The following is a 12,581-nucleotide window of genomic DNA, read 5'->3' as shown; positions in this document are numbered from 1 at the left end:
ATCGACTTGCTCGCGGCTACACCTCCTCCGTCGCCTTCGGCGCCACCTCCCCCGCTACGCGAGGGGGGAACTTCAGACCGTCACCATGTCGTACACGACCACCTTCGTCCAAAGGTGCCCGCACTGGGCGATGAACTCCTTGTGCAGCGGATGGTCCTGATAGGTCTTCTGGTCGGCGACATTATCGAACACCAGCATCTCGGAGACGTGGAAGCTGGCATCGACCACGTCGCGCGCCTCGGTCGACGCCGGCACGCCGACTTCGATGCCGCGCACCACCGCGATCTTGCCCAGCCCGCGCACCCCGGCGATCAGCGCGTCGCGATCGGCGGCCGATCCGGGATTCTTCAGCCAGAAGAACACGTGATGGACGATCTTGCCCGCGGTCGCCGCGGCAGCCGAAGCCGGCGCCGCCCCCGTCATCGCCGCGGCGCCCAGTGTGACACCCTTCACGACATCCCTGCGATTGACTGGCATCTTGTCATTGCTTCCTTCCCGGGCGGCCCGGTTCGGGCCGTGTAGTGCCTGATATGTCTTCGCCGCATGACGTGGGTCAAGGTCGTGCCTCTCATGTGGTGAAGTGGAAGGAAGTGCTGCGCTGTTGCGGCGAAGTGGTCAGCCATTTCAGCAACGGCTCGATCCGCGCGCAGTGCTTTCCCCAGTTGGGGTCCGGCTCGGGGGCCTCGCTCTGGATGGTCAGTTTGAAGCCGAGCGTCGGGTGGACCCATCGGGAGAGATACCACGCGTCATCGATATCATCATATGTTATCGTGCATCTGTCGCCGCGGTTCAGCGCAACGTCATTGAGAATGTAGCTTGAAGGGCCGCGACCCCCAGCCCACACGGTTCCGTCCGCGGGCTTTGCGACACGATATTCCTCCGGGATCGGACCCGAATTCCACGAACCCCGCGAGAGCACGGCTATCTGCACGATCGATCCTGCGGCCGCCTTTCGTTCTTCTGGTGTGAGCGGAACCGGGCCTTTGTGGCTGAGCGACATCGACCCGTGTCGGGTCGCGCGCGCGCCGACCGCGAAATGGTGGACCAGCCCGGGGCATTCGTTGCTGTTGATAGCCGGCGCGATCGCGCTGGAGACGATCGCGCGAAAGCCGGCCTCGGCTTTGCTGCGCCCGTCGTCGAAATATCCTTTGATCCATCCATTTGGTATGAACAGGCGGGTGCCGTCGAAATCGAGAATCTTCACCGAACGCAGCGCGTCCGCTTCCGCCTTCGGTAGCGTCGGGCAGTTCAGTGCAATCTGCGGTTCGTCCTCGCCGGCGGGATCGTCCTGCCGATCGCAGCCTGCGATCAGACTCACGATCAACAAAGCCGCCCCCGCGCCACCGGCAGCGCGCAAGGCTGTAAATCCCGAATACCGCATTACCCTCCCCATCGTCAGCGCGGGGACGATCTAGGCTGTTTCGCCAGTTCCGAACAACGGCAGCGCCTCGCCCGCTTCGCCCGCGTCCGCGAAGTTCGAAACCGTAACCCCCACCAGTCGGATGCCCTTTTCGGGCGGCAGCACCAGCCCGATCAGCTCGCGGCTCGCGGTCCGCAGCAAATCCTGCGTCCGCACCACGCCTGCGAAGCTCTTGCTCCGGGTGATCTGCCGGAAATCGGCGAACTTGACCTTCACCGTCACCGTGCGCCCGAATGCCTGCGCCTTGTCGCACCAGTCCCAGACCTCGTCGGCCATGCGCAGCACGCCCGCCTCGATCTCGACAGGCTCGGTCAGGTCGCGGTCGAAGGTCGTCTCGGAGCCGGAGGACTTGCGTTCGCGCGACGGATTGACCGGCCGGTCGTCCTCGCCGCGCGCGATCGCGTGATACCATTCGGCCGAGCTGCCGAAATGCATCCGCAGGAAATCGAGCGATTTGGCGCGCAGGTCCGCCCCGGTCTCGATCCCGAGCCGTTTCATCTTGGCCGCGGTCACCGGCCCGACGCCGTGGAAGCGCTTGACCGGCAGCGTCTCCACCCAGGCCGCGCCCATTTCGGGCGTCACCGCGAACTGCCCATTGGGCTTGCGCTGGTCCGAGGCGAGCTTGGCGAGGAACTTGTTGTACGAAACGCCCGCCGAGGCGGTCAGCCCGGTCTCCGCGAGGATGCGTGCGCGGATTTCCTTCGCGGTCGCCCAGGCGGTCGCGATCCCGCGGCGATTGGCGGTGACGTCGAGATAGGCCTCGTCGAGCGACAGCGGCTGGATCAGCTCGGTATAGTCGGCGAAGATCGCGTGGATCTGCTGCGACACGGCCTTGTAGACGTCGAAGCGCGGCGCCACGAAGACCAGCTCGGGGCAGCGCCGCAGCGCGGTCACCGAAGGCAGCGCCGATCGCACCCCGAAGGTCCGCGCCTCATAGCTCGCCGCCGCCACCACCCCGCGCGCCGCGGCATAGCCCACCGCCACCGGCCGCCCGCGCAATTCGGGCGCGTCGCGCTGCTCGACCGACGCGTAGAAGGCGTCCATGTCGATATGGAGGATTTTGCGGACGGTGCCGGTCACGCCCGCGGTGTAGCGCCGATCGAACAAGTGGGGAACGGTCGGCGTTCAACTCCTTCCCGCAAGGGAAGAGGGCATGGACACCCATCGTCACCCCCGCGAAAGCGGGGGCCCATCGTCCACGATACCCGCAGGCACGACCGTTGCGCTCGCGGCGAGCATCGGCGATGGGCCCCCGCTTTCGCGGCGGTGATGGAAGGGAAGCGAATCCCCGGGCTTTCGCCGGAATGGCGGCGAAGCTACAGCCCATTCATGCCCTTCACCCTCGACCATTTCGACCTCGCCGCCTTTGTCCGCGCCACGCTCGCCGAGGATCTCGGCACCGCCGGCGACATCACCTCCGCCGCGGTGATCCCCGAGGACGCGATCTTCGACGGCGTGATGGACAGCCGCGACGCGATCACCGTCGCCGGCCTCCCGATCGCCGAGGCGTTCTTCCGCGCGCTCGATCCCGAGGTGGCGATCGAGCGGCTGGTCGAGGACGGCCAGCGCGTCGCACCGGGCACCGATCTGCTGCGGCTGCGCGGGCGCGCCCGCGCGATGCTCACCGCCGAGCGTTCGGCGCTCAACACCGTCCAGCATCTCTCGGGCATCGCCACTCTGACCCGCGCCTATGTCGATGCGATCGCGGGCACCGGCGCCACCTTGCTCGATACCCGCAAGACCATCCCCGGCCTGCGCGTGCTCGAGAAATACGCCACCCGCATGGGCGGCGCGCAGAATCATCGCATGGGGCTGTGGGACGCGGCGATGATCAAGGACAATCATGTCGGCGTTGCCGGCTCGATCGGCGAGGCGGTGCGCCGCGCCGTCGCGGCGGGGATCGCGCGCGTCATCGTCGAGGTCGACCGGCTCGATCAGATCGCCCCCGCGCTCGATGCCGGCGCGACGCATCTGCTGCTCGACAATATGGACCCGCCGACGCTGGGCGCGGCGGTGGCGCTCGTCGCGGGCAGGGTGCCGACCGAGGCCTCGGGCGGCGTCCGCCTCGATACGATCCGCGCGATCGCCGCGAGCGGGGTGACCTATGTCAGCGTCGGCCGGCTGACCCAGTCGGCTCCGGCGGCCGATATCGGGCTCGATTTCGCCGCCGCCTGAACCGGGCTTGCAATGTAGGATTTGGTCTGTTGGGCTGGCGCGGCGCGCCGCCATGCGCGCAGGCTCTTTGAACCGTCGAATTCGCCTACAGGTTTGCGCAATTTTGTTTCAACCGCGCGCAACGCAAGAGTCGTTCTACTGCGACTCTTGCGACTCTTGACCCGCGAAATCCTATTTCCGACTCGCCGGCTGATCCAACGTCGCGGTCGACGGGTGATGTTTGTCGAGATGCTTCTTGATCAGCTTGAGGTTGCGCGAGTTCGATCGGAAGAACAGGTCGGGGATCGCGCCGATCCACGGGATCAGCCCCAGCACCCAGTCGAACCCGACATTGCCCGCCATCCGCGCGACCTGCGTCTTCGACATGCCGAGGTTGCGTGCCTCCCATGCCATCCAAGCACCCATCGCCGCGGCGACGGTGGTGCCGATGCCGGGGACAAAGTCGAGCACCACGTCGAGTCCGATCGGGAAGCGCGTGCCCGGCAGCGTCAGGCTGCGCTCGAGCAGATGCTCCATCGCCTCGATGCGCCGCCGCACCGATGCCGGATCCTTGCCGAGCGGCAGGTTCTTCGCCGCCGCGGTCCATCCCATCGCCATCTGTTCGGGTCTCGCCACACGTCACTCCGTCTCGTTTCGCAGATGGTTCAACGGGTGCCACGCACGCGCGTTCCGCTGCCATCCATCCAGCCGCAATGCGACCAGAGACCAACGTAGGGGCTGAGCGATTGGAATATAAGAGGAATCCCCGGTGAGCGCGGCATCGGCCTCGGCAATTCGCTGCGCCCGCGCCGCCAGGTCGGGCGCCTCGCGCCCGGCGAGGATCAGCGCCTCTAGCGTGTCGGGGCAGGCGACGCAGGCGGTCTGCACGAACCAGCGGCCGCTGTCATAGGGCGCGACGGCATCGATCAGCTTCAGCTCGGCGGTCGCGCCGGGCCCGACGCGGCGCGGCTCGATGCCGATCGCAACCAGCGCCTCGGCGAGATGCGCCCAGACCAAAGTGGCGCCGGGGCCCGCGGGCAGCGCGATGCGGACGACGAGCGGCTCGGGATGCTGGCGCCGCCACGCCGCGACCTGCGCGCGCGCCGCATCGCGCCGCGCCGCGATCGGCAGCGTCGCCCAGCCGGGTTGGGCGGGCAGGGCGGCCGAATCGAGCTTGCCGGGGAGGATCGTCTCCACCGGCGCCCAGTGGGGCTGGACTTCGCGGGTGAGCGCGGCGCGGTCGATCGCCATCGCGATCGCGGCGCGGTTGGCGGGATCGGCGAGGAACCCCTCGCGCAGCATCACCGCCAGCCCGAACAGCCCGTTGGGCTGGTCGAGCCGGACATTGGCCGGGGCCAGCTTCGCCGGGTCGACGATCGGCCAGTCGGCAAAGGTCCCGCCGAGGACGAGGTCCGATTCGCCGGCCTTGAAGCGCGCGATCGCCAGCGCGGCGCGCTCGCCGTGGAGCCGCACCGTCTCCTCGGGCTCGGGCGTCGCATTGTCCTGCCGCTGCGGATCGCGGGCGGGGATGAGCAACGGTCCGCCGGCCATCGCCCGGGCGAGGAAGGGGCCGCTGCCGTCGAGCGTGCCGGTGCGGAACACCGCGAGCTCGGGCTGGGCGAAGAGCTTGAGCAGATCCGGGCGCGGGCGCTTGAGCCGCACCTCGATCACCGTCGGAGTCATCTCGACGATCTCGTCGATCACCGCGAGGAAGGGGGCCAGCGCGTTGCGGCTGGCGGGGGCGGCGGCGCGGCGCAGCACCCGCACCACTTGCGCCGCGGTCACCGGGGTGCCGTCGGGCCAATAGGCCTCGCGCAGGCGGAAGATGTAGCTGCGCCCGTCATCGATGACGATCCAGCGCTCGGCGAGGCCGGGTTCGATCTGGCCGGTGGCGTCGAAACGCACCAGTCCCTGCGCGGTCGCCCCCATCAGCACGCGTTCGGCGGGGTCGAGCGGGCCGGCGCTCGGATCGGCGGCACGCGCCTCGCCGCCGATCGCGCTGACCACGACCGGAGCATCGTCCTTGCGCTGCCCGTTGCCGCACCCGCCCGTCGCCAGCCCCAAGGCGAGCAGCACAGGCAGGATCGAGCGGTTCATGCGGGCTTCCAGCGATGGCGGACAGCCGTGGGTCTATGGCCCGGGCCGCATGCTGCCAACCCCTCTCCGAACCTCCTTGGCCGCTGCGCGCCGCATCGCAGCGCAATTTTGGGAACCTGCGTCCGAGTCGAAGGTTGTGGGGTTGCCCCAATCCCCCAGTCGAGGAGTAATTCGATGGCGCGTATTCTGGGACAAGCCGCGACCGCATTGGCCGCGCTCTCGCTGGCCGCGACGCCGGCGCTCGCCGCGCAAGGCGCTGCTTCCCAACTCTCGTTGCGTTCCTCGACCGAGGCCGAGAACGCATCCGAGCTCGGCGGCGCTCCGATCATCGCGATCATCGGCCTCGTTGCGATCGTTGCCGGCGGCATCATCATCGCGACCGAAGGCAATGACGATCCCGACAGCCCATAGGCTGGTGCGGACGGCGGGAGTCTGCCACCGGCACTTGAGAAACGGCAGAAATCCGTGAGTTTTCTCCCGGAGCCAACTTTGCTTTGACCTCCCTCTTGTACCCTCGATTCGGGTGTGCGATCAAGCCGCATGCCGATGAGGGCGTGTACACGGGAAGGGGACAAGTAATGACGGTCTATGCTGGAGCGCTAGTGGCACAGAGCCCGCTTGCGGTGGCCGCGAAGCGCTATGGAGCAGCCTGTCGGGCAATGGTGGGCCGCCCCGGGCCCGTCACATCCGACGAAAACCCGATGGAGCTGGACCTCGGCGACGGGAACACGTTCGCTGACAATATGGGCTGCGGCGTCGTCGTCGTCGATCAAGTCGACCGCGACACTCAGACCCTCCAGCGCGTGGTGTTGACGAGGGAAGACCTTGAGAAGCTATTGACTTGGATCGGCTGACCCGAGACGATCCCGGCGCGAAGCCAGAAGGGGGTCCGGCTGAGTTCGGGCCCCTTTTTCTTTGGGAGGGGTTGTGACTGGGGACCGAGCGCTGGAGGACATTGGAGACGGCTTCAAGCCATTCGATCTCGAAGATCTTACCGAGGCGAGCGATCATCGGCGGGTCGAGTACATCGAAATCGCCGGTTGCCAGCCGGCGGGCCCTTGACGTCGTTTCCTCGTATTCCGCTAGGGCCGCCTCGTAGATGGTCAAGGCGCCGGGGGCTCCGATGTGCGTGGCTTGGAGCGAGCGGCGGAGTTGCGTCGGCTGTCCGGGAATGAAGGATTGCAGTTCCGGCGGATACGCTCGGCGGAAGCTCAGCCGCCCTGTTTTGGGATGCGATTGGATGTGCTTCACGATTATTCCCATGGCCGCGTTTGTACCTCCGCCTTGTACGTTGGCGGGAGTGCAAGCCGCAGAAATCAGCCGTTTTCTCGGGAAATCAAGCCCTTGGGTCGATTTTGGTGCGGACGGCGGGACTCGAACCCGCACGCCCCGAGGGGCAGAAGATTTTAAGTCTCCGGCGTCTACCGGTTCCGCCACGTCCGCACGTCGCCGCCTGCCAAGCGCATGAGGCCGGAACCGTCAAGCGGTCCCGGCCTCATTCGCGTGCTGGCAAGAGCCCTCGGATCGCTCAAACGTTGAGACGGACGCGCATTTCCTTGCCGGGCTTGAAATAGGGGACGCGCTTGGCCGCGACGTCGACGGTCTCGCCGGTACGCGGGTTGCGGCCGGTGCGCCCGTCGCGGGCGCGGGTGGAGAAGGCGCCGAAGCCGCGCAGCTCGACGCGGCCGTCCTCGGTGAGGCGGGCGACGATCTCGTCGAAGAAGACCGAGACGATCTTCTCGACCTCGCGTGCGGACAGACCGGGATTCTCATCGACCAGCCGTTGCACGAGTTCCGAACGGATCATCCGCACCCTCCCTTGGCGCACCTGGACCGTAATTCGTCCGGCGCAAAAATCCCCAACTCGGGAACGCTTTAGCGCCGTTTCCCAACCTGCATCAACCCGAAGATTAACAGGTTACGGGATTAATTTGAGTCAAAAGCGACGGGAAGCGGCCGGAACCGCTTCCCGTGCCCCTGGATCAGTTCTTCTCGTTGCGAGCCTTGAGGGCCTCGCCGAGGATGTCGCCGAGCGACGCGCCCGAATCGGACGAGCCATACTGGGCCACCGCCTGCTTCTCTTCGGCGATCTGCATCGCCTTGACCGAGAAGGTCGGCTTCTTCGAGCGATCGAAGCCGGTGACCATCGCGTCGAACTTCTGGCCGACCTGGAAACGCTCCGGACGCTGCTCGTCGCGGTCGCGGCCGAGATCGGTGCGCTTGATGAAGCCGGTCGCGCCGTCCTCGCCAACCTGCACCTCGAGGCCCGCGTCGCGAACTTCGAGAACCGAGACGGTGACGACCTGGTTCTTGTTGAGCTTGTCGCCCGCGCCGGCCGCAACCGCTGCCGACGGACCGCCGCGCTCGAGCTGCTTCATGCCGAGGCTGATGCGCTCCTTGTCGGGCTCGATCGCGAGCACGATCGCCTTAACGGTCTCGCCCTTGCGATGCAGGTTGAGCGCGTCCTCGCCCGAGATGCCCCAGGCGATGTCCGACATGTGGACCATGCCGTCGACGTCGTTGTCGAGGCCGATGAACAGGCCGAACTCGGTGGCGTTCTTGACTTCGCCCTCGACTTCGGTGCCGACCGGATGGGCAGCCGCGAAGGCCTCCCACGGATTGGCCTGGGCCTGCTTGAGGCCGAGCGAGATGCGGCGCTTCTCGGCGTCGACCTCGAGGACGACGACATCGACTTCCTGCGAGGTCGAGACGATCTTGCCCGGGTGGACGTTCTTCTTGGTCCAGCTCATCTCCGAGACGTGGACGAGGCCTTCGATGCCCGGCTCGAGCTCGACGAACGCACCGTATTCGGTGATGTTGGTCACGCGGCCGGTGAGCTTCGCGCCGACCGGATACTTGGCGGCGGCGCCATCCCACGGATCGCTCTCGAGCTGCTTCATGCCGAGGCTGATGCGCTGCGTGTCGCGGTTGATGCGGATGATCTGCACCTTCACCGTGTCACCGATGTTGAGCACTTCGCTCGGATGGTTGACGCGCTTGTAGCTGAGGTCGGTGACGTGGAGCAGGCCGTCGATGCCGCCGAGATCCACAAACGCACCGTAATCGGTGATGTTCTTGACGACGCCGTCGATCACCTGGCCCTCGGCCAGCGACTGGATCAGGCCCGAACGCTGCTCGGCGCGGGTCTCTTCGAGAACGGCGCGACGCGACACGACGATGTTGCCGCGCTTGCGGTCCATCTTGAGGATCTGGAAGGGCTGGGGGATGTCCATCAGCGGCGTGACGTCGCGCACCGGGCGGATATCGACCTGCGAGCCGGGGAGGAAGGCCACCGCGCCCGAAAGGTCGACGGTGAAGCCGCCCTTGACGCGGCCGAAGATGACGCCCTCGACGCGCGCGGTCTTGGCGAACTCGGCCTCGAGCTTGTCCCACGCGGCTTCGCGGCGGGCGCGGTCGCGGCTGAGCATCGCTTCGCCGTTCGCGTTCTCGACGCGGTCGACATAGACTTCGACTTCGTCGCCGACCTTGAGCTCGGCCTTCTGGCCCGGCGCGGCGAATTCACGCAGCGGCACGCGGCCTTCGGACTTGAGGCCGACGTCGATGACCGCGAGGTCGTTCTCGATGCCGGTCACGGTGCCGATCACGACGCGGCCTTCGAAGCCGTCCGCCTGACCGAGAGTCTGTTCGAGGAGCGCCGCGAAATCGTCGCGGCTGGGGTTTGCCGAAGTGGCCATAGAGGATCAGTTCCTGTCTAACGTTTTTTCCGGCCGGCCGGTTGAATCCGGCGGTCTTGAAAGGCCGAAATTGCCGCGGCGGCCGAACGCCGGTCGCGGCATCCGCGCGGACGGAAACAGTGCGGAGGACCAGACGCGGACTAGTGCGAAAAGGGCGCGCGGGACTGCTCCACCGCGCCATACCTCCGCGAGCCTCTGCCCGCAGGACGCGCGCCCCTTAGCCGAACTGGCGCGCGGAGGCAAGGTCGGCGCGCCGGCCATTGCCGCGAACTGCCGGTCATGTCAGGGGCGCGCGACCCAGGAGAAGAACGCGCCATGGACCATGTCAACCAGACCTTCGAATCGACCACCGTCACGCTCGACGGCAACAGCTATACCGACTGCACCTTCCGCGAGGTCACCTTCGTCTATGCCGGCGGGCCGCTCGAGATGAGCAACTGCGCGATGGACCGCTTCGCGTTCCAGTTCGACGGCGATCTCGCGCGCGGGCTGTTCACCCTCTACCAGCTGTTCGGCACCGAGGGCATGCTCACCATTCTGCGCGGCTTCACCGAGCCGGGTGCCGGCGGCGAGGTGACCCTGCCGGTCGGCTGAGCTCAGCCCGCCGCCTTCGACCGCTCCTCGACCAGCGCGATCGCGCGCTGGATCGCGGCGTCGATCGACAGGAAGCTGGTATCGAGCACCACGGCGTCGGCCGCCTGCCGCATCGGCGCCTCGGAACGGTGCGCGTCGCGCTCGTCGCGGGCGCGGATATCGGCGAGAACCTTGTCGAGGCTGATCGTCGCGCCGTTCTTGCGCAGCTCGAGATGGCGGCGCTGCGCGCGGATCGTCGGGGTCGCCTTGACGAACAGCTTCACATCGGCGTCGGGGGCGATCACCGTGCCGATGTCGCGTCCGTCGAGCACCGCGCCGCCGGGCTGGCGGGCGAAGCTGCGCTGCCGCTCGAGCAGCGCGGCGCGCACCAGCGGATGGGCGGACACCACCGAGGCGAGCTTGCCGACCTCGTCGGTGCGCAGCCACGGATCGTTCAGCAGCGCGTCGTCGAACTCGCAGGCGGCGACGGCGTCCGCCTCGGATGCGGGATCCCCCTGCGCGCGCAGCACGCTGGCCGCGACCGCGCGATAGAGCAGCCCGGTGTCGAGATGCGGCAGCGCATAATGCCGCGCCAGCGCGCGGGCGATCGTGCCCTTGCCCGATGCGGCGGGTCCATCGACGGCGATGATCATCGAACGCAAACTCTCTTACTGGCCGAGCGCGTCAAGCGTCTGGAAGAAATCGGGATAGCTGGTCGCCACCGGCGCGACGTCGTCGATCGTCACCGGATCGCGCGCGCCGAGCCCGGCGACGGTCATGCTCATCGCGATGCGGTGATCGAGCTTCGAGGCGACATGCCCGCCGCCCGGCAGCGGATCGCCGCCCGAGCCTTCGATCGTCAGCCCGTCCTCATGCTCCTCGGTGCGCACCCCGATCGCCTCGAGCGCGGTGCGCATCGTCGCGATCCGGTCCGATTCCTTGACGCGCAGCTCGTGCGCGCCGCGCGCCACGGTGCGGCCCTCGGCAAAGGCCGCGGCGACGAAGAGGATCGGATATTCGTCGATCATGCTCGGCGCGAGCGCGGGCGGCACCGCGATCGCCTTGAGCGGCGCGTGGCGCACGCGCAGATCGGCCACTGCCTCGCCGCCGACCTCGCGCGCGTCGATCTCGGCGATGTCGGCGCCCATCAGCTTGAGCGCGGTGATCAGCCCGGTGCGCGTCGGGTTCATGCAGACGTTGCGGATGACGATCTCGGAACCGGGGACGATCGACGCCGCGACCATCCAGAAGCCGGCCGAGGAGGGGTCGCCCGGGACGCGGATGTGCTGCGGGCTGAGCTCGGCCTCGCCGGTGATCGAGATGATCTTGCCCTCGGGGCCGTCCTCGACGGTCAATTCGGCGCCGAAGCCGCGCAGCATGCGCTCGCTATGGTCGCGCGTCGGCACCGGCTCGATCACCCGGGTGATCCCGGGGGTGTTGAGCCCGGCGAGCAGCACTGCCGACTTGACCTGCGCCGAGGCGACCGGAAGCGTGTATGCGATCGGCACTGCGGGGTTGATCCCGCGGACCATCAGCGGCAGCCGGCCGCCGGGCGAGGCGGTGATCTCGGCGCCCATCCGCGCCAGCGGCTCGATCACCCGGCCCATCGGCCGGCCCGAGAGCGAGGCGTCGCCGGTGAAGGTGGCGGTGATCGGGTGACTCGCGACGAGGCCCATCAGCAGCCGGGTCGAGGTGCCCGAATTGCCCATGTCGAGCGCCGCCTGCGGCTGGAGCAGCCCGCCGACGCCGACGCCGTGGACGCGCCAGACGCCGTCGTCGTCGCGCAGGATCTGCGCGCCCATCGCGCGCATCGCCGCGGCGGTGGCGAGCACGTCCTCGCCTTCGAGCAGCCCCTCGATCCGGCTTTCGCCGACCGCCAGCGCCGAGAACATCAGCGCGCGATGGCTGATCGACTTGTCGCCGGGAACGGTGACGGTGCCGCGCAGCGGACCGCGCGCGGAGACGGTGAGGGGGCGGGGCTCGGCGTGTGACATCGCGCGCGGCTTTGACAGCCGCCTTGCGTCATGGCAAGGCGCGCCCCACTTTCCGGGACACACCCGAAATCCGAGATATTTTGAAAGGCAAGAGGCAACACATGGTGAAGCCGGAATGGGGCACCAAGCGCGCGTGCCCGAAGTGCGGGACCCGCTTTTACGATCTGACCAAGGACGAGCCGGTCACGTGCATCAACTGCTCGTTCAGCTGGGAGCCGGAGCCGATCCTCAAGTCCAAGCAGCCGCTGCCCTTCGAGGCGGTCAAGACCAATGCCGACAAGCCGGAGGCGGCCGACTCCGATCTGGGCGATGAAGATCTGGACATCGCCGAGGACGAAGAGCCCTCGCCCGATGACGATGTCGATCTGGGCGGCGACGACGATCTCGGTGTCGAGACCGGCGGCGACGAGGACGAACAGTAAGAAAAAATCGGGGGCAGGGGCGCTATCGCAAAAAGCGTCCTTGCCAAACCCGCGGGGCCCTTCTAATGGGCCCTCCTCCCGGGGAAATGGGGCCGTAGCTCAGCTGGGAGAGCGCTGCAATGGCATTGCAGAGGTCAGGGGTTCGATCCCCCTCGGCTCCACCATTCCCCCTCTCGCGCCAGACCGGCGCGGGCTTGCGAAACCGCTAGCTTCCGAACAGCCCCAG

At 67.6% G+C, this 12,581-nt stretch carries 14 protein-coding genes and 2 tRNA genes; 6 read left to right on the top strand and 10 right to left on the bottom strand.

What is annotated here, in order from left to right; translation table 11 throughout:
- Window positions 1–72: 72 nt before the first annotated feature.
- The 3 genes from E5A74_RS16655 to dinB all read right to left on the bottom strand — a co-directional run bounded on the left by E5A74_RS16655 (window position 73) and on the right by dinB (window position 2,464).
- Window positions 73–453: a Dabb family protein gene (locus E5A74_RS16655; RefSeq protein WP_240699857.1), complete on the bottom strand. Its 381-nt coding sequence runs from the start codon at window positions 451–453 to the stop codon at window positions 73–75.
- A 115-nt stretch (window positions 454–568) separates the two neighbouring features.
- Window positions 569–1,324 (bottom strand): hypothetical protein, encoded by a 756-nt coding sequence (locus E5A74_RS16650; protein ID WP_135986764.1) that lies wholly within the window; start codon window positions 1,322–1,324, stop codon window positions 569–571.
- 87 nt (window positions 1,325–1,411) lie between these two features.
- The gene (gene dinB, locus E5A74_RS16645) at window positions 1,412–2,464 is read right to left on the bottom strand and encodes a DNA polymerase IV (protein WP_135986930.1); all 1,053 of its coding nucleotides are present in this window, start codon (window positions 2,462–2,464) and stop codon (window positions 1,412–1,414) included.
- A gap of 285 nt (window positions 2,465–2,749) precedes the next feature.
- Between dinB and nadC the strand changes: the two genes are divergently transcribed.
- A complete protein-coding gene (nadC, locus tag E5A74_RS16640) occupies window positions 2,750–3,595 on the top strand; it encodes a carboxylating nicotinate-nucleotide diphosphorylase (protein WP_135986763.1) in 846 nt (281 codons plus the stop codon).
- A 171-nt stretch (window positions 3,596–3,766) separates the two neighbouring features.
- Here nadC and E5A74_RS16635 read toward each other — a convergent pair whose 3' ends face one another.
- Together E5A74_RS16635 and E5A74_RS16630 are read right to left on the bottom strand one after the other, a co-directional pair.
- Window positions 3,767–4,186, bottom strand: a complete 420-nt coding sequence (locus E5A74_RS16635; protein WP_420822505.1) for a DUF4112 domain-containing protein — start codon at window positions 4,184–4,186, stop codon at window positions 3,767–3,769.
- Between the two features lie 27 nt (window positions 4,187–4,213).
- Window positions 4,214–5,671, bottom strand: a complete 1,458-nt coding sequence (locus E5A74_RS16630) for an ABC transporter substrate-binding protein (protein ID WP_135986762.1) — start codon at window positions 5,669–5,671, stop codon at window positions 4,214–4,216.
- Window positions 5,672–5,845: 174 nt separating this feature from the next.
- On the opposite strand from E5A74_RS16630, the gene E5A74_RS16625 reads away from it, so the two are divergent.
- Together E5A74_RS16625 and E5A74_RS16620 are read left to right on the top strand one after the other, a co-directional pair.
- Window positions 5,846–6,082, top strand: a complete 237-nt coding sequence (locus E5A74_RS16625) for a hypothetical protein (RefSeq protein ID WP_135986761.1) — start codon at window positions 5,846–5,848, stop codon at window positions 6,080–6,082.
- Between the two features lie 167 nt (window positions 6,083–6,249).
- Complete coding sequence (locus E5A74_RS16620; RefSeq protein ID WP_135986760.1) at window positions 6,250–6,525, top strand: hypothetical protein; 276 nt, start codon at window positions 6,250–6,252, stop codon at window positions 6,523–6,525.
- A gap of 502 nt (window positions 6,526–7,027) precedes the next feature.
- Here E5A74_RS16620 and E5A74_RS16615 read toward each other — a convergent pair.
- From E5A74_RS16615 to rpsA, 3 genes are all read right to left on the bottom strand, one after another.
- Window positions 7,028–7,114, bottom strand: a tRNA-Leu gene (locus tag E5A74_RS16615).
- An 85-nt stretch (window positions 7,115–7,199) separates the two neighbouring features.
- Window positions 7,200–7,478, bottom strand: coding sequence for an integration host factor subunit beta (locus E5A74_RS16610; RefSeq protein ID WP_135986759.1), 279 nt, complete (start codon window positions 7,476–7,478; stop codon window positions 7,200–7,202).
- A 175-nt stretch (window positions 7,479–7,653) separates the two neighbouring features.
- Complete coding sequence (gene rpsA / locus E5A74_RS16605) at window positions 7,654–9,366, bottom strand: 30S ribosomal protein S1 (protein ID WP_135986758.1); 1,713 nt, start codon at window positions 9,364–9,366, stop codon at window positions 7,654–7,656.
- A 315-nt stretch (window positions 9,367–9,681) separates the two neighbouring features.
- Here rpsA and E5A74_RS16600 point away from each other — a divergent pair, with 315 nt between their 5' ends.
- Window positions 9,682–9,960 carry a hypothetical protein gene (locus E5A74_RS16600; RefSeq protein WP_135986757.1) on the top strand — a complete coding sequence of 93 codons (279 nt, stop codon included), beginning with the start codon at window positions 9,682–9,684 and terminating at the stop codon, window positions 9,958–9,960.
- A 2-nt stretch (window positions 9,961–9,962) separates the two neighbouring features.
- On the opposite strand, the gene cmk is transcribed toward E5A74_RS16600, so the two are convergent.
- Window positions 9,963–10,592 carry a (d)CMP kinase gene (cmk, locus tag E5A74_RS16595; protein WP_135986756.1) on the bottom strand — a complete coding sequence of 210 codons (630 nt, stop codon included), beginning with the start codon at window positions 10,590–10,592 and terminating at the stop codon, window positions 9,963–9,965.
- 15 nt (window positions 10,593–10,607) lie between these two features.
- Window positions 10,608–11,933, bottom strand: coding sequence for a 3-phosphoshikimate 1-carboxyvinyltransferase (aroA, locus tag E5A74_RS16590; protein ID WP_135986755.1), 1,326 nt, complete (start codon window positions 11,931–11,933; stop codon window positions 10,608–10,610).
- A gap of 101 nt (window positions 11,934–12,034) precedes the next feature.
- On the opposite strand from aroA, the gene E5A74_RS16585 reads away from it, so the two are divergent.
- The gene (locus E5A74_RS16585; RefSeq protein ID WP_135986754.1) at window positions 12,035–12,355 is read left to right on the top strand and encodes a TIGR02300 family protein; all 321 of its coding nucleotides are present in this window, start codon (window positions 12,035–12,037) and stop codon (window positions 12,353–12,355) included.
- Between the two features lie 88 nt (window positions 12,356–12,443).
- Window positions 12,444–12,519, top strand: a tRNA-Ala gene (locus tag E5A74_RS16580).
- The last annotated feature ends 62 nt before the right edge of the window (window positions 12,520–12,581 follow it).

Origin of the sequence: Sphingomonas naasensis (assembly GCF_004792695.1) — a bacterium.
In the GTDB taxonomy this organism is placed as follows: domain Bacteria; phylum Pseudomonadota; class Alphaproteobacteria; order Sphingomonadales; family Sphingomonadaceae; genus Sphingomonas; species Sphingomonas naasensis.
This window is presented reverse-complemented; position numbering and strand designations above follow the sequence as displayed.